This is a genomic window from Pantoea sp. RG18 (genome assembly GCF_025910075.1).
Taxonomy (GTDB): domain Bacteria; phylum Pseudomonadota; class Gammaproteobacteria; order Enterobacterales; family Enterobacteriaceae; genus Pantoea; species Pantoea agglomerans.
The window spans coordinates 52,304-72,748 of the sequence record NZ_JAPCIL010000017.1; the positions used below are offsets into that span (position 1 = coordinate 52,304).

The window sequence follows — 20,445 nt, forward strand, 5'->3', positions numbered from 1 at the left end:
GCTCAGCAGAACCCTGTAAAAGGTTCTGCTGAGCAGGGCTTGGCTAAAGGGTTTTGTATCGCTCTGCGGCCTCTTCCTGTCGGATGTCCGAGAGCAGACCCTGACGGGAGGCATCAAGAACATCCCAGCGCTCAGCTTTATGTAATGGCGGAATCGTCACGTGCTCGCGGCGGTCAAAACCCGCCAGAGCGGCGTCAACCAGTTCACCCACTTCCATCATTTTTGAAGCGTTACTGATGTCGATACCGGCACGATCCCAGATTTCGGTGTACGTACCTGCAGGGAGCACTGCCTGGATATAAATGCCTTTTGAAGAGAGCTCAACGTTCATTCCCTGAGAGAGGAAAAGAACAAAGGCTTTTGTTGCGCCGTAAACCGTCATTGCAAATTCCGGGGCGAGACCCACTACGGAACTGATATTGACGATCGAACCTTCTCCGGCTTCTGCGAACCGGCCTGCTGCAGCAGTGGCCAGTCTCGTCAGGGCAGTGACGTTAAGCGCGATAAGGCGTTCGATGGAATCAGGCGTCTGCTCGGTAAACGTGCCGGACTGAGCGATACCTGCGTTATTGATAAGAGTGCCTATCCGCGTGTCTTCCCGGAGGCGTGCTTCAACAGCAGCTAAATCACTCGCCAGCGTGAGGTCGGCAGGCAGCACATCGACGGAAATATGATTTTCCTGACGCAGCCGTTCAGCAAGCGCCTCTAATTTCAATTTGTCGCGAGCAACCAGAACCAGGTCATGTCCACGACGTGCAAAGCGCTCAGCGTAAACAGCACCAATACCCGTTGATGCGCCTGTAATGAGGACTGAAGTACGAGTCATAATTTTATCTTCTTCATTTGTTTGATAAAAATCGCCGTTAGCGATGCAGTGTTAACCGTGATATCTAAAGAGTGTTACCGCTAAGCGATGGATAGTCGGTGTAGCCCTCCGCACCTCCGCCATACAGTGTTTCAGGATTAAGCGGGGCCAGAGGTGCTCCCGACTTAAGTCTTTCGACGAAATCGGGGTTAGAGATGAAGGGGCGACCGAACGCGAACAAATCGGCTTTGTCCTGTGCAAGATGGTCAGACGCCAGCGCCAGGTCATAGCCATTGTTACCGATGTAGGTGTTTTTAAAGCGGCGACGCAGCGAAGCGTAATCAAACGGTGAGGCATCACGGGGACCTCCCGTCGCGCCTTCAACAACATGCAGATAAACGATACCTGAAGCATCAAGTTGCTCTGCCAGGTAGTCATATTGTGGCTGCGGATCGCTGCATGAAATCGCATTAGCAGGTGAGACCGGTGAGATGCGAACGCCCGTCCGCGCTGCGCCGATCTCATCTTTCACGGCCTCCACGACCTCTAGTAGCAGACGCGCACGATTCTCAACTGAACCGCCATATTCATCGGTGCGCTGATTGGCACCATCTTTCAGGAACTGCTCAAGCAGATAGCCATTCGCACCGTGTATCTCTACGCCATCAAAGCCTGCGGTAATGGCATTGGCTGATGCCTTTCTGAAATCGGCAACAATGCCTTTTATTTCCTTCAGCTCAAGCGCTCTGGGTTCTGAAACATCAACAAAATGGTTGTTCACGAAGGTTTTGGTTTCAGCACGGATAGCTGACGGCGCGCCTGGTGCGGCACCTTCTGGCTGTAAATCGACATGTGAAATTCGACCTGTGTGCCACAACTGCACAAATATACGTCCGCCTTTGTCATGTACCGCGTCTGTGACTTTACGCCAGCCCTCAATCTGGGCCTGCGTGTAGATCCCCGGCGTATCCTGATAGCCCTGCGCCTCTGCTGAAATCTGGGTAGCCTCGGTAATCAGTAACCCTGCTGTGGCACGCTGAGCGTAGTAAGTCGCTGCCAGTTCACCTGGCACCAGGCCTGCGCCTGCCCGGTTACGCGTCAGCGGGGCCATCACGATGCGATTCGCAAGCGTGACAGATCCCAGTTCATAGGGCTGAAATAAGGATTGATTCGTCATGGTTATTCCTTTGCGGATTAGCGGGTCAGTAAACTGATTTAATGATGATGATCGTAATCATTAAAGTCAACTGGTTTGATTATGATCATCATCAATGTATACTTAAGCTCAGTTTCAGGAGGAAAAGATGAAAGTGTCAAAAGAGCAGGTTCGCGAAAACAGGAACCGAATCGTTGAAACGGCGTCAGAACTTTTTCGTGAGCGGGGTTACGATGGGGTAGGCGTCGCTGAACTGATGTCAGCCGCAGGGTTAACGCATGGCGGGTTCTATAAGCACTTTGGGTCGAAAGCCGATTTGTTAGCCGAAGCGATGAACTGCGGCTTCGCGCAATCGGCGGAAAAAACTCAGGGTGTGAGTCGGGAAAAGTTCGTTGAATATTACCTTTCCCGCCAGCATCGCGATGATATGGCAAAGGGGTGTGTCATGTCGGCTTTGGGCACCGATGCAGCGCGCCAGTCTGAATCCATCCGCGAGACCTTTGCGGCCGGAATTGAACGACAGCTTGCCCTTTTAGAAACGGAACAGGTCACGCGTGCGGATCTGATCAATACGCTCGCGCATCTTGTGGGTGCCCTGATGCTTTCGCGTGCCTGCCCGGATAATTCCGGGCTTGCTGATGAAATTCTGGAGGTCTGCCGTACGCGTCTGCTCAGCCCGAATGACTGTAAAGATTGAATCGATGCTCTTGCCGTTCAACCTTACTAAAATCGTTGCGGCATGGACTGAACGCACCAGCCCGCTGGCGTTTTATTATGAACGGCGGGAAAGCGTAATCCGGACTTCCCGTTCCGGATACCATTCCCATCAACGAGCTATCGATCAGTCGGCCATCCACCTGGGACAGTGACGCATCACTCAGCCGTTGTCGCGGAATCCGGGATAAAGGCTCATTCCACCATCGATAAAAAGCGTGGTGCCATGAACGTAATCAGAGAGATCACTGGCAAGCCAGACGACGGCGTTCGCCACATCTTCAGCCGCACCGATACGCCCATAAGGAATGAGCTTTAACAGCGCTTTGCCCGCTTCACCCTGGGTGCTTTCCTCGTTGATGGCGGTAGCGATAGCGCCGGGCGCCACTGCATTGACACGAATACGTTCTTCACCCACTTCCTGAGCCAGCGTTTTCATCAGCAAGTCAACGCCGCCTTTTGATGCGGCATAGTTGACGTGTCCGGCCCAGGGAATGAGCTGGTGAACCGAACTCATATGAATAATCTTACCGACAGCTTTGCTGATATCCTGGCGATGCTCCTGCCGCTTGAACTGCCGCAGCGCAGCGCGCGCGCAGAGGAACTGGCCAGTCAGGTTCACGTCCAGAACGGTATTCCAGTCCTCTAGCGTCATCTCAATGGACGGGGCATCTTTCTGCAGTCCTGAGTTCGCCACCAGGATATCCAGCCTGCCAAATTCCCTGATCGTCTGGTCAAAAAGATTCTCTACATCCGCCTCTTTCGACACGTCTCCTTTGACAGCAATTGCACGGCCTCCATCGGCGCGGATTTTCTCAGCCAGCTCCTCGGCCGGTTCCGCCTGGCTATGGTAGTTAATCACTACACAGGCACCTTCTTTAGCGAGTGCTTCTGCGCAGGCATAGCCGAGACCCGAGCTGGCACCGGTAACCAGCGCAACCTGATTTTTGAGAGAAAAGATCATGAGGCATCCTTATTTCTGTAAATGATGATCGTCTTAAACCCGGCCGGCATCATCGGGAGAGTGAATATCGATGTATCGCTGACACTACGACGTCCAGCCATCCACAAATTGATTAATCGGCTAGCCGGATCGAGTACATGGGCCTGAGTCACTGAATTATAGATGTGAAGTACAGGGTTAGCCGCTAATGCGCCCTGGGTGGATAGTCAGGAAACGTTGAAGCAGGAACATAAGCAGTAAAAATGGGAGACCTGAAAGGCAAAAAAGCAGCTATCAGAAGATAGCTGCTTTTGACGCTCAGGCTTTTCTGGCTGGAATCACTTTTACTATTTATTGCTCATTGCCTGATAACCAGGCCAGAGCTTGATCATTTTCTATCGAGACCACGAGACCGGCCCCCTTTTCCTGAGGCAGAGGAGGTGGTAATGAAAGCTAAAGAGTCTTTACCACCATTCCAGCCGCGGCCATCATCATGATGGTACCGGCTGAACGAAAAAGGAGTCGTTGCGCTTTAGCGCTGGTCAGGAGATGGCGTATTCTGAGGGCTGCAAAAATAAAAACGGCTCCCACACTCAAAAGGACTAACACGGTAAGCGGAACCAGCAGTCCTCCCCACAACTGAAAAGATACATTATCGAGAGAGATAACCAGAGGCAGTATAGCCAGATAGAAAGCGATGGTTTTAGGGTTGCCCAGCGTTATGGTCAGCCCTGAAAACCAGGCTGATGCCAGTTCTCGTTTTGTCGCTTTTTGATCGATTTTTATTGCCTGAGGCTGGTGGCACCAGAACTGCCATGCCAGCAGGCATAAAAAGAGTGAGGCAGCCCAGTTAATCAGCGTAAAGAGAGATGTATAGGTATGAGCGATCACCGCCAGACCAAATACCGCCACAGATAAATAAATCAAATCTCCGAGAATGAGACCGGCCAGCATCGTAAAGCCGGTTATTGCGCCCCCACTCACGCTGCGAGCGACTAATGCAGTCATCCCCGGACCCGGAATTGCAGCAGCTAAACCGAGTGCAGCAATATAAGATAGTATTTCAGTAGTTCCTGACATAGTTATTCCTGTTGAAATGCACTTCGGTAAAAGGGAACAGAGTTAGTTGTTCAAAAATGCCTGGTTCTGAGCGATGGTTGTCATATAAAAAGCTTAATTAAGGGTTAAAGATATGCATCCTTTTTATCAGTTGGTTTAACGTTTAAAGTGGAGGTTCGATTATTCCAGGGCGGATGTTGCTGCATTGATTTAACTACGCAGATGACAAGTTTAATTTTCATGTGCGCGCAGTGTTCTATCCGATCCTCTCTTCCAGAGATGATCAGCTCCCGGCATTCTTTAAATTAAATTGGACCATATGCATTAAATCAGGATTCAGTTTTCCCTTATATTGTTTGTAATAACAGCCCGGAAAAGTAAATATATTATGCAGCAGGAAAGCGGAAAATTGTTACCTATATTATTTACTTAATGCCTGTTTTTAGGTAAAAGTAACCCTAAACCGCCTCCATAAAGAAAGGAATTCCCCCTTATGACGCTCAGCTCGACAGATATGAAAATTCTCGAAATTTTACAGGACGATGCCCGGGTAACTAACCAGGTGCTGGCGGAGAAGATAAACATTTCAGCATCTCCCTGCTGGCGCAAAGTTCGTAAGCTCGAGGAAGATAAAGTGATTCAGGGCTATCGTGCTGTTCTTGACCGCAAGAAAATTGGGCTGGGAGTAATGGTTTTCATTCGGGTCGTCATTGACAGCCATAGCGAAGCGGAGGCCAGGAAATTTGAAGAGGAAGTGACCGCCCTGGAGGATGTGGTTGCCTGTTATAGCATCGGTGGGGATGCTGACTTTCTGCTACAGGTTGTGGCTTCAGATCTGGACTCCTATGCTGATTTTGCAATGTCAGTGGTACGCAGATTGCCAGGAATTAAAGAAATGCAGAGTATGTTTGTGCTTAAAGAGATCAAACCACTCGTTAGTTATCCTATTAAGAAAATCTCTGAGTAGTCTATCGCTGCCGGGATGCCCAGTGACTGATTATCAATTCCGCATAGAGCGGATTTAATGATCAGGCACGCTACCTGCGTGATTCAGCGCACAAAACTGTTATCCGGCATGATCTTACACAAGTTAATAGTGGCATAGCGTTAGCGAGCGTGCTGACTCTCCTCATTTTTCTGCTTTAACAACACGAGTATTTGTGATGACTTGATTGTTGATAACGACCAATAGTGCCTTTCAAACCGGAGCAGCCAGCAGCTTAAACTTTAATTCATAGCCTCTCTTCAGCCTCTGTCAGCTTAAAAAGAGACGCTTATTTACATGAAATTATGCCATCAATCTTCCCCCAGCCATAAAGTCCATGCTTTACCGTGACGATAACCGTTGTACCGGGATTTGCCGGTGCATTATTGTTTTCACCACGGAAAAAATATGAAACTTAATCATTTTACGATAGGGCAAAGACTCAGTGTGATGGCAGCAATCCTGCTGCTGGCGACAATGATTGTCGGTTTGAGGGGCATAAATCTGAATGCTCAGGCTCTGCAAAAAAATATTGACATCATGGCAAGCGAAACACGTGTCGCAGAGAGCATTGATACTGCACGTAATGCACAGGTTCAGTTTAAAATTCAGGTACAGGAGTGGAAAAATGCCCTCTTACGCGGCACACAAGGCCAGAGTGTTTTTGACAAATACAAAACGGCCTTTCTGACGCAGAGTGACAAAACTCAGGCACTGCTCCATCAACTGCTGATACTGCAACCCGAGCTTGGGATGGATACGGCGCAGGTGAAACAGACGATTGAGCTACACGTCCAGCTCAGACAAAAATACCTCGCTGCGTTGCAAAACTACGACACGCGTAACCTCGCCAGCGCCCAGCTGGTTGATAGCCAGGTCAATGGCATCGATCGTGAGCCGACCAAAATGATTGATGATGTCGTTCATCATACGCTGGCACATGCTCAAAAACTCAATCAGCAACTGACAGCGCAAAACCTTGCTCAGTACCGTGAAACCCGTATGACCTTATGGATCGCCATGGCCGGTATTTTACTTTCCGGCATAGTGATAACTGTCTGGTTAATCCGCAGCATTACCCATCCATTACGCGAAGCAGTCAATATTGCGCGCACCGTGGCTTCAGGTGATCTGCAGACTGTTATTCGTCCAAACGGACGTGACGAAACCGCAGAGTTAATGACAGCGTTGCGTGAAATGAATAGCAGCCTGACTTCAATCGTCTCTGGTGTACGTACCGGTACAGAAAACATCGCCTCTGCGTCAATTCAAATCGCGCAGGGCAGCCAGGAACTTTCCTCACGTAACGAGGCGCAGGCTGGCGCACTTGAAGAAACTGCTGCCTCCATGGAGGAACTCACTTCGGTGGTGAAAAACAACGCGCAGAACGCATATCATGCCAGCAATATTGCCCAGGATGCCCGCTCCATTGCGGGTCAGGGCGGCAATGTGGTGGAAAAAGTGGTACACACCATGAGCGAGATCCAGCAGTTCTCGAACGAGATTAACCAGATCATTACGGTGATTGACGGTATCGCTTTCCAGACTAATATTCTGGCACTGAATGCTGCGGTCGAAGCGGCGCGTGCGGGCACCGAAGGTCGAGGGTTTGCGGTGGTTGCGGCCGAAGTACGTGCTCTGGCACAGCGCTCTGCAAAAGCGGCAAAGGATGTGCGTATCCTGATCGAACGTTCTGTGAGTTCAATCGGCCAGGGCAATGAACTGGTTCAACACGCGGGGACGACGATGGAGGAAATTATTTTACGTATTCATCAGGTCAGCGAGTTGATTGAAAACGTATCATCGGCCAGTAATGAGCAGAGTGTTGGTATCGATCAGGTTAATCTGGCGGTCACACATATGGACGCGGCCACTCAGCAAAATGCCGCGCTTTCTCAGCAATCCACAGCCGCAGCGCAGGCCTTACAGGCTCAGGCCGAAATGTTGCTTGCCAGTGTCAGCGTCTTTAAAATTAATAGTGCGCTGGTTTAAGCTTTAATGTCAGGGCGAGGTTTTCACGATGCCGCGCCCTGACAATCTTTCTCGCGACTGGATGATTTCAGTCGCCGAGCCTATTTAAGGCGTCTCATCAGAAAATCGGGCGCTAATCGCATCAAGTTCGTAGCCCTGCGGTTGTGTCAGAATATGGTATAAATCAGGACGGCGACCATGGATCCAGCGACGTCCGGTACTCATTGCAAGCAGACTCAAATCAAGGTTAGCGCTCACCATAAAATCTTCCGCTGCCCAGGTTTCATTAATGATTCTTCCATAAGGATCCAGGATCATTGCATTACCTGTGCGCACTTCATCATCATCTGCACCTACGCCGTTACTGAAGAGAATAAATAATCCGTTGTCATGCGCACGAGCGGGCAGCCACCTCATCAGCCATTCCCGACCATTTGCCCCTTTGAATGCAGCAGTAATTTCTTCCCTTCGCGTTTCCCGTTCCGCCCAGAGCGTCAGCGGAATGGGTTTCATCGCATAAGGACTGCGGGAATCGGTACCGCCTGTCTGATGTGGCGCAAGAAGAATATCTGCACCCAGCAATGCCGTTGCACGCACATTTTCTACCAGATTATTGTCCCAGCAAATGAGGATACCTACTTTTACTCCCCAGGGCGTTTCAAAAACGGTAAAGCGGTCACCGCTGCTGATTGACGGATGTTCAAAAGCGTGGAGTTTGCGATGAGTGTGCATTGAGCCGTCCGGCATACAGGCAACATATGCATTGTAGAGGCGGCCATCATCGGCTCTTTCGATAAGCCCGACACCAATAAGCATTTGATGTTTCATCGCCAGGGAACGAATCAACGTAAGGGAAGGACTCCCCTCGATCGGCTCGGCGAGAGCAGTTACCTCAGCCGGGGTGAGTTTGGGTACATGCCAGTAGCCGGTAATACACATTTCCGGGAATGTGAGGATTTTCACCTGCTCAATCGCTGCCTGTTCAATAAATTTCTCCATTATCAGCAGATTATAATTTTTGTTATTTGCCTGATGCTGAAATTGCACGGTGGCAGCTTTTAAGGATGTATGTTTGCTCATGGTACTTCTCCGGTAGTAATCGAAACTGAATTACATAACCATTGCTGATAACTGTATAATCAAAACATTTCCGGTTTCGATAACCTTTTGGAATGTAAAAATGAACATCCGCTTGCTTAAGGCCTTTTTGATGCTGGCTGAAAAAAGAAATTATGCCGACGCGGCACGGGCGTTGTTTATTTCGCAACCTGCATTGACCAAGCAGATTAATCTCCTTGAGTCCCTGGTGGAAACGTCACTGTTTACGCGGGGGCGTCATGGAGCCACACTCACGGGCGGTGGCAGGCGTCTGCTGCCAGAGGCTGAAAAAGTGGTCAGGCAAACCCGATTATTTATGCATCATGCAGAGCGGGTTTCAAAAGGGATTGAAGGGCATATAGCCGTGGGGTTCGGTCTCTCAAGTTTTTATCTGGCACCACGCTGTATGGCAGAATTTCGTCGGGAGTGTCCGGGGATAGAGATGTCATTGACAGATCTTCCTTCCTTCCAGCAGTACGAACTTTTGCAAAATGATGAGCTCCAGGTCGGTTTTGTCAGAGTTCCGCCTCCCGTAGCGCTGGATTACCTGCCATTGTTTACCGATCGGTTGGTTTTGATTGCGCCTGCAAGTTCACCGTCATTGCCTGCTGATGACTGGCTGAAGAAACGCCCTCTGTTGCGACTTCATGCCGGGCGAGGACGGGGTTTAAATGCGCAAATTGATCGCTTTCTTCATGACAACGCTCTTTTCATATCATCCACTCAATTGAGTGATGATATACAAACTATTGTCGCGCTGGTCATCGCGGGCACGGGTGTTGCCCTTGTGCCATACAGTGTTATGCATATTGCACCGCCGGAGCTGGTTATTATTCCGTTAACAGGTGAGTCAATAAGCTGGAAAGTTGGCATTGCCTGGAACGCGAACCACGAGGATATAATCCGTGATAATTTTATTGCCAGTATAAAAAAGGGTATCGTGCTTCATGACGTCTGACCCTCCAGGAACAGTCACTCCTTTTACCATATTGGATAGGGCAGGATTACTGACATAATTCTTAGTACCCTCTTCAGAACAGGGGGATGACACCGAGGCACCCTGGCAACGAATAATTTCCTGTTGCGGATACAGCTTCTCAATACAAACCGTCATTCAAAACGTTCTGCACAGCAGGAATAGCATCCCCGTTTCGCATTATGTATCTGGATATAACTAATCTGAGGATCGGCAAAAAAATGGCCGATGAGATTTTCAGCAACTTTCCCCTCAGCTATATCCGCCTCTTTTAAAAAATGCTTTCCGTCATAGGCCCTTAATGACAGCGTTCTGCTTAGCAGGACTTCAGGTAATTCATTGATGTAAATGCCTTGCCGGGTGCATCCCTCCCATATATAGATTGCATGAGTACCAAAATAGGGCGTGTCGGCAGGCTGATAGATGTGATTAATCAGGAGGGCGCTTTCTCCAGCGGGGATATCGCACAATGAGATTCTGTCGGGATAACCCGGATAGCACTCTACCGTTTGTCGTACTGCATGGTGTTTTTTCAGATATTCATCGCTCTGTCCAAAAAGATGAGCAAATTGCCCGGCGTTCAGGCCAGTAATTTGGTATTTCATAGCATCCCTCTCTTTTCACCGTAACACCGCGAACAATGACGTTATCGAATACTGTGAGGAGAAACTCGCCGTTATCGGTCAGGGAATTTCATGATGTGACCGTCCGACAGTGGCAGGCGAGTGCTTCATCAGCTGCAAACTCTCAGACGCTGGCTGATATCTTCACACAAGTGCTAAGGCCTCACATCCCGACGGCGGCGCTCAAATTACTCTGTTCCCTCTCACTCTTTCCCGTTCTCCTGTCGTCACTTCATTAAAAAGATCGCTGAACTCCACCCGTTAACGACATACTCGTCACATAAACTAAGGTTGATGAATACATTTTTGTGACAAATAACACAACCCCATTACATCTTCCGGCGGGAAAGAATTTTTATCGTGATAATGGTTTTACTCAGTACATTACAGTTTTACAGAGTAAAACAAAGCGCTTTGCGGATTGCACCTAAAGCGATGACAAAATTGTGAGGATCATCATGTCTGAAAAACAGCACATCCCGACTTTCTCTGCCGATATTGAGCAGCAGACCGTTAAGAAGGTGGTCTGGCGCATTTTGCCCTTCCTGATTGTTTGTTATCTGATTGCCATTATTGATCGCGGCAACATTGGGATGGCTTCGTTGCAGATGAACGAAGATTTAGGATTGTCGAAAGCGGTATTTGGTTTTGCGAGTAGTCTGTTTTTTGTCGGTTACTTCCTGTTTGAAGTACCCAGCAATCTGGCCATGCAGAAAATTGGCGCAAAGATTTGGATCTCTCGCATCATGGTGTCGTGGGGTATCATCTCTGTCTGTACCGCCTTTGTTGAAAGTGCCAATACACTCTATATATTGCGCTTTTTACTGGGTGCCGCTGAGGCCGGATTTTTCCCTGGCGTCATTCTTTATCTGACTTACTGGATCCCCGGAAAGTACCGTGCACGCGTGATTGCTACCTTTATGGTGGCCATTCCTGCGGCGAACTTTATTGGATCGCCCATTTCTGGTCTGATTTTGTCACTGGATGGCTGGTACGGTATGCGTGGCTGGCACTGGTTATTTATCCTGGAAGGTATTCCGGCGGTAATTCTGGGAATTGCAGCCTTCTTTTTACTGAGCAATCGTCCCACGAATGCCAGCTGGTTAAATCAGGAACAAAAAGCGTGGCTGAACAGCACTCTCGAAGCCGAAAATGCGAAGAAGAAGGCGATAGGTCATATCTCTTTGTGGCAGTTGCTGCGTCACAAACATATCTGGGTGATGGCGCTGATTTATGCAGGCGCGTCTGCGGCTGGCTCAACGCTGAGCGTCTGGTCTCCGCAACTGCTTAAATCGTTTGGACTGGATAACTTCACCACCGGTTTAGTCAATGCGATTCCCTACGGCCTGGCCTCCATTCTAATGATTATCTGGGGGAGAAGTTCTGACCGCAGCGGCGAGCGTCGCTGGCACACCGCGTTAACGCTGTTCTTAATTGCAGGTGGCCTGCTGTCAGCCTTTATCACCAATAGTCTGACCGGCAGTGTGGTGATCCTGTCGCTGGTATTAATCGGAGCCTACTCAATGAAAGGACCTTTCTGGGCGCTGGCATCGGGATGGATGTCATCGACTACCGCTGCAGCGGGTCTGGCGGCTATCGGTGCGATGGCGAATCTGATCGGCGGTGGGGTGATGGTCAACGTTTATGGCATTATCAATCAGGCGACCGGCAGCCATACGCTGGCTATGGTGCCACTGGCTATCCTCTGTGGCATCGGGGGCATTGCCGTGCTGGTCATGGGCCGCAAAAAAGAGTTAACCATCGACGTTGAAAATAGCGCTTCGTCAGTCAGTAAATAAAGTAATCCCGCCTGCAGACGCTTAGCAGCGCCTCTGCAGGCGGGTTCTTCCGGCTTTATCTCTGCCATATAAACATTCCACATCCTGTCATTACCTGAATCAGTCTGCTGGTTGTTGATGTCTGTTATGTGTCAGATGCGGAAAGAACTTACCTTTGGGGATTTACTGACAATACCCAGTTTAAGAGCGTTCAGAACTGTTAAGCATGAGATCAATAAAGGCGCGTACAGCAGGATTTGAACGCCTGCTCGCATGCCATACCGCAGAAATATTATGCCGCTCTACTGAAAAATCAGTGAGAAGGGGCACTAACTCCCCGCGCTTAACCCAGGAAGCAGCCATAAAACTCGCCACCATGCCTATTCCGGCACCGGCCGCCACAGCCGCGATAACGGCCTCGCTTGCATCGACGATGACAGCAGATGATGGCACAATTTCAATCTCCCGCTCGCCAACCCGGAACGGCCAGCGAAAAATCTGCCCCGTATTTTGATATTGCAAACTAACCGTTTTATGCCCGATAAGATCATTGGGGTGTTCGGGTTCCGGGCATCGGGTCAAATAATCTGGCGAAGCATAACAACCTATTTGATATGGCGACAAACGACGCGACAGAAGATTTGAATCTGCGAGGTCGCCGATCCGGATGGCTATATCAATACTCTCGTCAACAATGCTAATTACGCGATCACTCAGCTTTAAGTCGATTGTCACTTTAGGATGAAGTGCACAGAATTGCGGAAGGAGAGGCGCGATCACATGAACACCAATCGGAAACGATGCCGCAATGCGTAATGTTCCCGCTGGCTCCTCTCGCGATCGCATGGCGACCTGCTCAAGCTCCTCAGCATCGCGTAATAACTGCAGCGTGCGCTCGTGCAGTTCACGACCCTCAGCAGTCAGCACCAGCGAACGGGTGGTTCGGGTGAACAATGTGATGCCAAGACGCTGCTCCAGTCTCTGGATACTTTTACTTATCGCGGAAGGGGATACTGCCAGCGAGCGAGCGGCAGCGGTAAAGCTGCCGAGCGATCCCGCACGAGCGAATGCAATCAGACCTGTTAGTCTTTCAAAGATTATTTGTTCCTTCATGGCAATATTAAAGCGAAATCCAGCCCCATTATCAATCATCACAATTGGTCATATTCTGGCACCTGAATTTGTGTTGGAGTGAAATTGCCATGACTGAAATGATGAAAGCAGTACAGCTACATGCGTATGGTGGCCCGGAGAATCTCAGGTATGAAGATGCACCCCGCCCAACTATCGGGGCTGACGAAGTCCTTGTGCGCGTGCATGCCGCAAGTCTGAACCCACCAGACTTGTATCTGCGTGATGGTTATCGGGCGCTTCCGCCTGAGTGGCGGCCCGAACCCCACTTTCCCTTAATCCTGGGAACGGATGTTTCAGGAGTTATCGAAGCCGTGGGCGAAAATGTTTCCGCATTCAGCACCGGAGATGAAGTCTATTCAATGGTGCGTTTTCCTGATGGGATAATGGCCGGTAGTGGAGCTTATGCCGACTATGTAAGCGTTCCTGCATCAGAGGTGGCGTTAAAACCTCAGGGAATAGACCATATCCAGGCAGCGGGTGCCCCGATGTCACTGCTCACCGCGTGGCAATTTCTTGTCGACGTCGGCCATGATGCGCCCAATCCGTTTCAATCTTTCAACCATAAACCGGTTCTGCTTGAAGGCCAGACGGTGATGGTTAACGGTGCAGGAGGAGGCGTAGGGCACATTGCTGTTCAGATTGCGAAGTGGAAGGGTGCGAGAGTCATTGCCGTCGCTTCTTCCCGTCATGAAGTGCTTATGCGCGAACTGGGCGCAGATGATTTTATCGACTACACCAAAGTAGCCGCTGAGAATGTAGTGAAAAACGTCGATCTGGTTATTGATGCTGTTGGCGGAAAGCATATAGAGCGCTTTTTAAGCTGCATCAGACAGGGCGGAGCACTATTTCTGGTGAATCCTTTGAGTTTTACCGGGCAGACTGAGGCCGCTCAAAAAGGGATTACTGTGTCAACAACGCAAGTGCGTTCAAGTGGTCTGCAGCTATCCGAAGCGGGGCTTTTACTGGAAAAAGGCATTATCAACGTCGTGATTGACAGCACCTATCCATTAGCCATGGCATCAGCCGCACATCGGCGCGCTTCGTCAGGAAGTATCCAGGGCAAAATTGTGCTGACTAACTTCTGATTACCCCATACCTGATCAGCCATTTTCTGAGGGCGAGTAGCAGTCAGTTAAAGGAAAAATAAAATGCTTATCATTTCCGGTCATATGTACATTGATCCATCTATCCTGGAGCAATTTATGGGAGAACTTAAGTTATTGGCAAATGCCGTGCGACAACGTCATGGAAACCTTTCATATAACGCTGCCGTGGAGGACTATCAGACCGGAAGATTGCTTATATCAGAACGATGGGTGGATCAGGACGCGCTCAATGCCCATCTTATAAAAACCGACACGGTAGAGTTTATCAACCGATGGCAGGGGAAAATGAAGGGGAAACTCTTCAAATATGACGCCTGTGACGAGAGAGGGCTTATGGATGGGTAAATAAAAATCTTATTAAAATCGAGAGTGCTTTATTATCAAGCCTCGGATCTGTGAGTAATCGCTCTTAGCTCATAGCAGGCATAAGCCTGGACGATGGTCCGCTTTGTGCCAGAAGCGGACATCAGAGGCTTAAGCAGCAAGGATATTTTTCGGAGCTGAGGAGACCGGATCTGTCAGATAAATATATTGAGTGATATTTAACTGCTTTCATCTTTTGCAAAACTGGCGTTTAGTCTTTTCAGCACTTCACTTATGCCCCTGCTGACAATCCGATCCTCCCGCATTACTGTCCCCAGAGTCCGGTGAAGCGAGGGCGTCACAGAGTAAAGGCTGAGACCCTGACTTTCTTCCATACCAGCAACGGACATAAGGGGAACGATGCTGTAGCCCAGACCGGAACGTACCATTCTTTTGATTGCTTCAATACTGCCAAGTTCCATCACAGGGCTGGCAGTATGCCCGGCATACCGGAACCATTCGTCGATTAGGGCGCGTGTCCCGCTTCCGGGTTCAAAGATAATCAGCGGCAGTGACAAAAGGGCGTCGGGAGACAGCGGGTTCGCACTCTGCTCTGATGCATCCTTTTCCATGATAACAACAAACTCATCAGTACCCAGTGGGCTTACGCTCAGGCATTTGCCGGTTACTGGAAGCGTTACAAGTCCAATGTCTATACGATTCTCTCCTACGCTCCGAACAATATCGGAAGTATTGCCCGTGCGTACGTCCACTTTCAGCAGGGGATGTGCCTGTCGCAGCTGTTGCAGTAAGGGAGGCAGAAGATGAATACAGGCTGTTGCACCAGTGCCAACAGTAACGGTGCCGGTGATGTCGTCTGAATGCAGAGACACCGATTCAATGGCCGTATTTACCACTGAATCAATTTTCATACAGTGCTCAGAAAAAGTCAGCCCGGCAGGAGTGGGCCTTATCCCCCGGCTGGTTCTCTCAATAAGCCGGACATGGAGTGCCTGCTCCAGCTGTCTTATCTGCAGGCTGACAGCAGGCTGTGATAGTCCGAGTGCTTCTGCCGCTCCGGAGAAACTTCCCCGGCTGATGACCATCCTGAAAGTAGCAAGGTGATCAAGGTTCAGGTTTGCCATGCCAAAGTTTTCCTTATACCGCTGATAAGTCCCGCGGCCTGTCTGAAATTATTTACCCGGGTTAATCTTTGTTTCTGACCGGATAAAGAGCAATACCGATGGAAATAACTGAAGCAGATGAAAGACATATTACTGCTATCCAGCAGATTTATGCTTATCACGTATTACATGGCACCGCCACTTTTGAAACCGAACCGCCAGATGTACCTGAAATGGCAGCCCGCCTGAAAAAGGTGCGTTCAGCAGGACTGCCCTGGTTTGTGGCGGTTGATGATGGGCAAGTCCGGGGATACTGCTACCTGTCATTTTACAGAGAACGGCGCGCCTACCGGTTTACCCTGGAAGACTCAGTCTATATTGACGCCACTTGTCAGGGGCGGGGCTACGGCAAAATGCTGTTATCCCGTGCGATAGCCTGGGCAGAAGCCCGTGGCTTTCGCCAGCTCGTGGCCGTGGTAGGTAATAGCGAAAATACTGCCTCCCTTGCCCTGCACCGCGCCGCAGGCTTCAGCATCACTGGCACACTCAGCTCGGTAGGATTCAAGCACGGGCGCTGGCTCGATACGGTCATTCTGCAGCGCACGCTTGGACAGGGCGACTCCACGCTTGCGGAGAGCATAGTTTGACAGCCGGACATCTGACAGGCCGCAGCATTTTCTGTATCGGTATGACACAGCTTATTAACTGGGGTATTACGTTCTACATGCCGGGCGTTTTCGGAGCCGCCATCATGGCGGAGACGGGCTGGTCTCCCGTGGTGACATTCTCTGGTCTGACCGTTGCCATGCTGGTTATGGGGCTGGTTTCACCGCTGACCGGTTCCGTCATGGCCCGGACCGGAGGACGCATGATGATGATGGCGGGAACCTTCGCCATAACCATTGGGTGTTTTCTGATGGCGATTACCCATTCCACGGTGGCATGGATTGCGGTTTGGGTCCTGACGGGTGTCGGCATGCGCCTTGCCTTGTATGACGCTGCGTTTGCCCTGCTTGTGGAAACCGCAGGTGCCGGGGCCCGAAGAGCAGTCTCTCTGGTTACACTGCTGGGCGGCCTCGCGTCATCTGTGTTCTGGACTGCTGGCGCGGCCCTGCTGCACATTACCGACTGGCGGCATGCCTTACTCGTTTACGGGTGTGCGGGTCTGGTGGGCCTGCTTTTTCTGACCGCCGTTCCGGCAGGCCGTCGGGTAAAACCTCCCGCTGCTGGTCGATCTGAGCTTCCGGCGGCAGGGACCGCAGAGGAACGAAAAGGATTTATCAGCGGCCTGTGGTATGCCGCCCTGATAGCGCTGCTCAGCTTTGTCTCCACCGGCGTGTCTACGCATTTCCCCCAGATACTGGCCGCTTATAGCATGCCTGCCCTGGCCGGCATGCTTTGGGGCGTGGGACAGGTGAGTGCCCGCCTGCTGGACGTGGCCTCCGGCGCACGAATCTCCGCACTACGCCTGAACCTTATTACCGGTATCCTGCTGCCACTCTGTTTTATGACCGGCCTTGCGGGGTACGTTACGCCTGTGGCTACAGCCCTCTTCGTCCTGGGTTATGGAGCCGTGAACGGACTGTGCACGGTCGTGAAGGCCTTACTTCCTCTCGTGCTGTTTGATCCGCAACATTACGCCCGCAAAACAGGCATGCTGTTATCACCAGGATTTTTTCTCGCGGCACTTGCCCCTTCTGCTTATGCCATGCTGCTGGAACGGGACGGCGTAGGCGGTACGCTGCTTATTTCAGCTTTCCTGACACTGTTCATTACGGCGATTTCCGTAGTGCTCTGGCGACGTCATTCCGGCTCAGGAGTACAGAGCCGTGATTAGAAAATACTACATCTGCCCGGGAAAAACGTTTGATACGGTTCGCGATACTATCAGGATTTGATCTTGATAAATCCGTATCTTGTGTTTTCGCTTTTCGCACATATCGGACTTTATCTGATGCAGATATCTGCTTTGTGCCAGAAGCGGACATCGGATAATAATTTATGTTAATATTTAGAAGAACAACATTCAGCCATAATAACCTCCTGAATTACAGTCATTAATTTTCATTTATGCAGCCTTAAAATTAAATCTATTTTTGCACTTTTAATTTTACAGTCATGGGAAGATTCCTGGCAGGTTTGCCCTTTTCGAAACGCCATTTTGATACGGCTGTTATTACAGCATCATCGAACAAGTGGTCTGGCGTAGACTCGATAATTCTCATCTGACTTACCCTGCCTTCTGCATCAACGTCAAAGTTAAACTTAACCATACCTTCTATCCGGTTTTTAGCCGCATAGTATGGGTAAACGGGCCGATCTTGTCGAAGGGGCTTTGGTTGTTCAACTTTAACAGGTGAATAAGTAGTACATGCATTGAGTACAAGAACAGCCAGAATCATCATAAACCCATACATAACAATATCCTTTTGTTGATAAACATTATCATTATACTTAAACATCAACGGAAGGACATTTGCTGAACTCATCGAATATCGCGTTATAATCCAAAAAAACAGTGGATATAACCCCAATAAATCCTGCCCCAGTCTTGCTACAAGCTAGTCATCCGCTCCTTGCTCATAGCGGACATATCCTTCATAACACATGCCCTTCAATTGACACTTCAAAGAAACCGCTACAGGCAGCTACCTCATTCAATACGCGGGAAGAGTCGTTAACGATTGAAGGGTAATAAACCCATTTATGTGGGCGAAGGCAAGTAAGCCAGAACGGCATAGAACAGAATAAGATTCGTGTCGGAAACCCTGACAGCTAAGCATTACGCTCTGTTGCAGCAGATTAAACCCATTAACCAGCCGACCAGACAGCGCTGTTACCTGTCTGATCGGCTGGAGAGGGCGGTTCAGGCTACCGGACTTTCGTTTTTCAGTGGTTCTGCCAGTACGCTTAATATGTTACTGGCCGCGACGGTACCCATCTTCACGTAGGAGTTATCGCTGACGCCGCCGATGTGTGGCGACAGAATCACATTTCCAACACTCTGCCAGATATGCGGCGCAGTCAGGGGTTCAGTGGCAAAACTGTCCAGTGCGGCCCAGGCGACAGTGCCATTATCCAGCGCCGCTAACAGCGCTTCTTCATCAATGAGACCACCGCGCGCCGTGTTCACCAGGATGGCGCCTTTTTTAAACAGAGCCAGTTTCTCAGCGTTAATCATCTGTTGCGTCTGTTCGGTTAACGGGCAGTGCAGCGAAATGACATCTGCCTGTTGCAGCAGGTCGTCAAGTGAGGTCGATTCACACTCATCGGGAAAGGTTCTGGCAAAAGGATCATAAGCGAGAACCTTCATGCCAAAAGCACGGCCAATACGGGCAACACGACCGCCTATGGCACCAAGCCCTACCAGACCCAGCGTTCTGCCCTCCAGCTCCACCGACTTATGGGTCGATTTGTCCCAGTGTCCCTGGCGCATGCGCTGATCAAGCGGTATCACCGATTTTGCACAGGCTAAAATTAACGCCCAGGTATGCTCGGCCACGGCCGCTGCGTTGGCCCCCGGGGCTGACTGAACACTGATATGACGTTCAGCCGCCGCCTTTTGGTCGATAACGTCAATGCCGCTGCCGTGTTTGGAAATAACCCGCAGGTCAGGCGCGGCATCCATAATGCGGGCGTTGATTTTTCCGTATCGGACGATAATCGCCACAGGGTTATGCTGCTGACAGAGCTGGAACAGGCTATCTTCGCTGGGCTGTTTGCCGGCATAAACAATGCTGAAGTCACTAAGCAGGTTTACTGCCTGCGGTGCCAGGTCATTACCCGTCACCAGGATCACGGGAGAAGAGGTTGTCATCAGAGCGACTCCCCATCGACCAGCATGCCAGCGGTTTGCAGGGCTTTCTCTAACCACGGCGCGCGAAGGTCGCCATCACGAATGGCTGCAATACGGCTGGTTTCGAAATCCAGTTTTTTCTGCGCCAGTTCGAGCAACGCAGGAACGTCTTCACGCGGCAGAACCACCACGCCATCAATATCCCCGATGACGAGATCGCCTGGCTGAATGGCTGCGCCCGCCACAGAAACCGGGTAGTTGACGCGTCCCGCAATGGACTTGGTCGGACCGCAGGGATTCAGGCCCGCAGAGAAAACCGGAAAGCCGTTTGCGCTGAGTGCATCGGCGTCACGCACCGCACCATCAATAATAATTCCGGCGATGCCGGAGGCTTCTGCCTGGGTGGACATTATCTCACCGATTAATGCACAGCTGATATCGCCTTTGCCATCGACCACAATGACATCGCCCGGCTGGGCAATCGCCAGCGCGGCGTGGATCGCCAGGTTGTCGCCCGGTCTCACCTCGACAGTGATAGCCGGTCCGGCGACTTTCATTGTGGGGGACACAGGTTTTACGCGACCGTGCAGCGTTCCGCGTCGTCCGGCAACATCAGCAAGGATTGCCGCCTGAAACTGAGCAGCCTGTTTTACGCGCTCTGGTGCGATACGGATAATGTCGCGATTGATGAATGTATTCTCTGCATGGGGCATAGATTAATCCTCTTTGTTTTACCAGGCACAACTAAGTTGTACAATATAAAACTACTATATCGATGTTAATTGAGTTCGCACCAGTGTTAAGCATTCATTTGTGATGTAAATACGATGTGAATCACAAATTGCGCGGTAAACTGCCTGCCGTCGCAAACAGG

Annotated in this window: 20 protein-coding genes; 9 read left to right on the top strand and 11 right to left on the bottom strand. The window is 50.3% G+C overall.

Annotated features, from left to right (window positions below):
• Nucleotides 1-43 precede the first annotated feature (43 nt).
• Together OK409_RS19145 and OK409_RS19150 are read right to left on the bottom strand one after the other, a co-directional pair.
• Nucleotides 44-826 (bottom strand): SDR family NAD(P)-dependent oxidoreductase, encoded by a 783-nt coding sequence (locus OK409_RS19145; RefSeq protein WP_122459884.1) that lies wholly within the window; start codon nucleotides 824-826, stop codon nucleotides 44-46.
• A 64-nt stretch (nucleotides 827-890) separates the two neighbouring features.
• The gene (locus OK409_RS19150) at nucleotides 891-1,982 is read right to left on the bottom strand and encodes an alkene reductase (RefSeq protein ID WP_264367327.1); all 1,092 of its coding nucleotides are present in this window, start codon (nucleotides 1,980-1,982) and stop codon (nucleotides 891-893) included.
• Between the two features lie 127 nt (nucleotides 1,983-2,109).
• On the opposite strand from OK409_RS19150, the gene OK409_RS19155 reads away from it, so the two are divergent.
• Nucleotides 2,110-2,658 carry a TetR/AcrR family transcriptional regulator gene (locus tag OK409_RS19155; protein WP_264367328.1) on the top strand — a complete coding sequence of 183 codons (549 nt, stop codon included), beginning with the start codon at nucleotides 2,110-2,112 and terminating at the stop codon, nucleotides 2,656-2,658.
• 180 nt (nucleotides 2,659-2,838) lie between these two features.
• Here the strand turns inward: OK409_RS19155 and OK409_RS19160 are convergent, their stop codons facing one another.
• Together OK409_RS19160 and OK409_RS19165 are read right to left on the bottom strand one after the other, a co-directional pair.
• Entirely contained in the window at nucleotides 2,839-3,639 is an 801-nt protein-coding gene (locus OK409_RS19160; RefSeq protein ID WP_033760083.1) for an SDR family oxidoreductase, read from the bottom strand.
• Nucleotides 3,640-4,071: 432 nt separating this feature from the next.
• On the bottom strand, nucleotides 4,072-4,698 hold the full coding sequence (locus tag OK409_RS19165) for a LysE family translocator (RefSeq protein ID WP_264367329.1): 627 nt from the start codon (nucleotides 4,696-4,698) through the stop codon (nucleotides 4,072-4,074).
• Between the two features lie 472 nt (nucleotides 4,699-5,170).
• Between OK409_RS19165 and OK409_RS19170 the strand changes: the two genes are divergently transcribed.
• Nucleotides 5,171-5,644, top strand: coding sequence for an Lrp/AsnC family transcriptional regulator (locus OK409_RS19170; protein ID WP_010259098.1), 474 nt, complete (start codon nucleotides 5,171-5,173; stop codon nucleotides 5,642-5,644).
• Between the two features lie 426 nt (nucleotides 5,645-6,070).
• Nucleotides 6,071-7,654, top strand: a complete 1,584-nt coding sequence (locus tag OK409_RS19175) for a methyl-accepting chemotaxis protein (RefSeq protein ID WP_052271233.1) — start codon at nucleotides 6,071-6,073, stop codon at nucleotides 7,652-7,654.
• Between the two features lie 84 nt (nucleotides 7,655-7,738).
• Here OK409_RS19175 and OK409_RS19180 read toward each other — a convergent pair whose 3' ends face one another.
• Nucleotides 7,739-8,713, bottom strand: a complete 975-nt coding sequence (locus tag OK409_RS19180) for a nitrilase family protein (RefSeq protein WP_264367330.1) — start codon at nucleotides 8,711-8,713, stop codon at nucleotides 7,739-7,741.
• Between the two features lie 100 nt (nucleotides 8,714-8,813).
• On the opposite strand from OK409_RS19180, the gene OK409_RS19185 reads away from it, so the two are divergent.
• Nucleotides 8,814-9,689 carry a LysR family transcriptional regulator gene (locus OK409_RS19185; RefSeq protein WP_264367331.1) on the top strand — a complete coding sequence of 292 codons (876 nt, stop codon included), beginning with the start codon at nucleotides 8,814-8,816 and terminating at the stop codon, nucleotides 9,687-9,689.
• 152 nt (nucleotides 9,690-9,841) lie between these two features.
• On the opposite strand, the gene OK409_RS19190 is transcribed toward OK409_RS19185, so the two are convergent.
• Entirely contained in the window at nucleotides 9,842-10,312 is a 471-nt protein-coding gene (locus tag OK409_RS19190) for a DUF1203 domain-containing protein (protein ID WP_264367332.1), read from the bottom strand.
• A gap of 476 nt (nucleotides 10,313-10,788) precedes the next feature.
• Between OK409_RS19190 and OK409_RS19195 the strand changes: the two genes are divergently transcribed.
• Nucleotides 10,789-12,129 (top strand): MFS transporter, encoded by a 1,341-nt coding sequence (locus OK409_RS19195; protein WP_010259093.1) that lies wholly within the window; start codon nucleotides 10,789-10,791, stop codon nucleotides 12,127-12,129.
• Nucleotides 12,130-12,309: 180 nt separating this feature from the next.
• Here OK409_RS19195 and OK409_RS19200 read toward each other — a convergent pair whose 3' ends face one another.
• Nucleotides 12,310-13,221 (bottom strand): LysR family transcriptional regulator, encoded by a 912-nt coding sequence (locus OK409_RS19200; protein WP_264367381.1) that lies wholly within the window; start codon nucleotides 13,219-13,221, stop codon nucleotides 12,310-12,312.
• Between the two features lie 89 nt (nucleotides 13,222-13,310).
• Between OK409_RS19200 and OK409_RS19205 the strand changes: the two genes are divergently transcribed.
• Together OK409_RS19205 and OK409_RS19210 are read left to right on the top strand one after the other, a co-directional pair.
• Nucleotides 13,311-14,327: an NADP-dependent oxidoreductase gene (locus OK409_RS19205; protein WP_264367333.1), complete on the top strand. Its 1,017-nt coding sequence runs from the start codon at nucleotides 13,311-13,313 to the stop codon at nucleotides 14,325-14,327.
• A gap of 63 nt (nucleotides 14,328-14,390) precedes the next feature.
• On the top strand, nucleotides 14,391-14,693 hold the full coding sequence (locus OK409_RS19210; RefSeq protein WP_264367334.1) for a putative quinol monooxygenase: 303 nt from the start codon (nucleotides 14,391-14,393) through the stop codon (nucleotides 14,691-14,693).
• 197 nt (nucleotides 14,694-14,890) lie between these two features.
• Here the strand turns inward: OK409_RS19210 and OK409_RS19215 are convergent, their stop codons facing one another.
• The gene (locus OK409_RS19215; RefSeq protein WP_061703384.1) at nucleotides 14,891-15,796 is read right to left on the bottom strand and encodes a LysR family transcriptional regulator; all 906 of its coding nucleotides are present in this window, start codon (nucleotides 15,794-15,796) and stop codon (nucleotides 14,891-14,893) included.
• Nucleotides 15,797-15,894: 98 nt separating this feature from the next.
• On the opposite strand from OK409_RS19215, the gene OK409_RS19220 reads away from it, so the two are divergent.
• Nucleotides 15,895-16,422, top strand: coding sequence for a GNAT family N-acetyltransferase (locus tag OK409_RS19220; RefSeq protein ID WP_033780118.1), 528 nt, complete (start codon nucleotides 15,895-15,897; stop codon nucleotides 16,420-16,422).
• The gene (locus OK409_RS19225) at nucleotides 16,419-17,612 is read left to right on the top strand and encodes an MFS transporter (protein ID WP_264367335.1); all 1,194 of its coding nucleotides are present in this window, start codon (nucleotides 16,419-16,421) and stop codon (nucleotides 17,610-17,612) included. Before OK409_RS19220 ends, OK409_RS19225 begins: the two co-directional genes overlap by 4 nt.
• Before the next feature lie 253 nt (nucleotides 17,613-17,865).
• On the opposite strand, the gene OK409_RS19230 is transcribed toward OK409_RS19225, so the two are convergent.
• From OK409_RS19230 to OK409_RS19240, 3 genes are all read right to left on the bottom strand, one after another.
• Nucleotides 17,866-18,264: a TonB family protein gene (locus OK409_RS19230; protein WP_223565865.1), complete on the bottom strand. Its 399-nt coding sequence runs from the start codon at nucleotides 18,262-18,264 to the stop codon at nucleotides 17,866-17,868.
• Nucleotides 18,265-18,641: 377 nt separating this feature from the next.
• Nucleotides 18,642-19,592: a hydroxyacid dehydrogenase gene (locus OK409_RS19235; RefSeq protein WP_258996027.1), complete on the bottom strand. Its 951-nt coding sequence runs from the start codon at nucleotides 19,590-19,592 to the stop codon at nucleotides 18,642-18,644.
• Complete coding sequence (locus OK409_RS19240) at nucleotides 19,592-20,284, bottom strand: RraA family protein (RefSeq protein ID WP_061902258.1); 693 nt, start codon at nucleotides 20,282-20,284, stop codon at nucleotides 19,592-19,594. The genes OK409_RS19235 and OK409_RS19240 overlap by 1 nt, the downstream gene beginning before the upstream one ends.
• Nucleotides 20,285-20,445: the final 161 nt, after the last annotated feature.

Bases quoted from the DNA above. Each gene is read 5' to 3' on its own strand.
- OK409_RS19220 (WP_033780118.1), top strand. From the start codon at position 15,895: ATGGAAATAACTGAAGCAGATGAAAGACATATTACTGCTATCCAGCAG.
- OK409_RS19205 (WP_264367333.1), top strand. From the start codon at position 13,311: ATGACTGAAATGATGAAAGCAGTACAGCTACATGCGTATGGTGGCCCG.
- OK409_RS19195 (WP_010259093.1), top strand. From the start codon at position 10,789: ATGTCTGAAAAACAGCACATCCCGACTTTCTCTGCCGATATTGAGCAG.
- OK409_RS19210 (WP_264367334.1), top strand. From the start codon at position 14,391: ATGCTTATCATTTCCGGTCATATGTACATTGATCCATCTATCCTGGAG.
- OK409_RS19235 (WP_258996027.1), bottom strand. From the start codon at position 19,592: ATGACAACCTCTTCTCCCGTGATCCTGGTGACGGGTAATGACCTGGCA.
- OK409_RS19150 (WP_264367327.1), bottom strand. From the start codon at position 1,982: ATGACGAATCAATCCTTATTTCAGCCCTATGAACTGGGATCTGTCACG.
- OK409_RS19240 (WP_061902258.1), bottom strand. From the start codon at position 20,284: ATGCCCCATGCAGAGAATACATTCATCAATCGCGACATTATCCGTATC.
- OK409_RS19170 (WP_010259098.1), top strand. From the start codon at position 5,171: ATGACGCTCAGCTCGACAGATATGAAAATTCTCGAAATTTTACAGGAC.
- OK409_RS19180 (WP_264367330.1), bottom strand. From the start codon at position 8,713: ATGAGCAAACATACATCCTTAAAAGCTGCCACCGTGCAATTTCAGCAT.
- OK409_RS19175 (WP_052271233.1), top strand. From the start codon at position 6,071: ATGAAACTTAATCATTTTACGATAGGGCAAAGACTCAGTGTGATGGCA.
- OK409_RS19145 (WP_122459884.1), bottom strand. From the start codon at position 826: ATGACTCGTACTTCAGTCCTCATTACAGGCGCATCAACGGGTATTGGT.
- OK409_RS19230 (WP_223565865.1), bottom strand. From the start codon at position 18,264: ATGAGTTCAGCAAATGTCCTTCCGTTGATGTTTAAGTATAATGATAAT.
- OK409_RS19160 (WP_033760083.1), bottom strand. From the start codon at position 3,639: ATGATCTTTTCTCTCAAAAATCAGGTTGCGCTGGTTACCGGTGCCAGC.
- OK409_RS19190 (WP_264367332.1), bottom strand. From the start codon at position 10,312: ATGAAATACCAAATTACTGGCCTGAACGCCGGGCAATTTGCTCATCTT.
- OK409_RS19185 (WP_264367331.1), top strand. From the start codon at position 8,814: ATGAACATCCGCTTGCTTAAGGCCTTTTTGATGCTGGCTGAAAAAAGA.
- OK409_RS19165 (WP_264367329.1), bottom strand. From the start codon at position 4,698: ATGTCAGGAACTACTGAAATACTATCTTATATTGCTGCACTCGGTTTA.
- OK409_RS19215 (WP_061703384.1), bottom strand. From the start codon at position 15,796: ATGGCAAACCTGAACCTTGATCACCTTGCTACTTTCAGGATGGTCATC.
- OK409_RS19155 (WP_264367328.1), top strand. From the start codon at position 2,110: ATGAAAGTGTCAAAAGAGCAGGTTCGCGAAAACAGGAACCGAATCGTT.
- OK409_RS19200 (WP_264367381.1), bottom strand. From the start codon at position 13,221: ATGAAGGAACAAATAATCTTTGAAAGACTAACAGGTCTGATTGCATTC.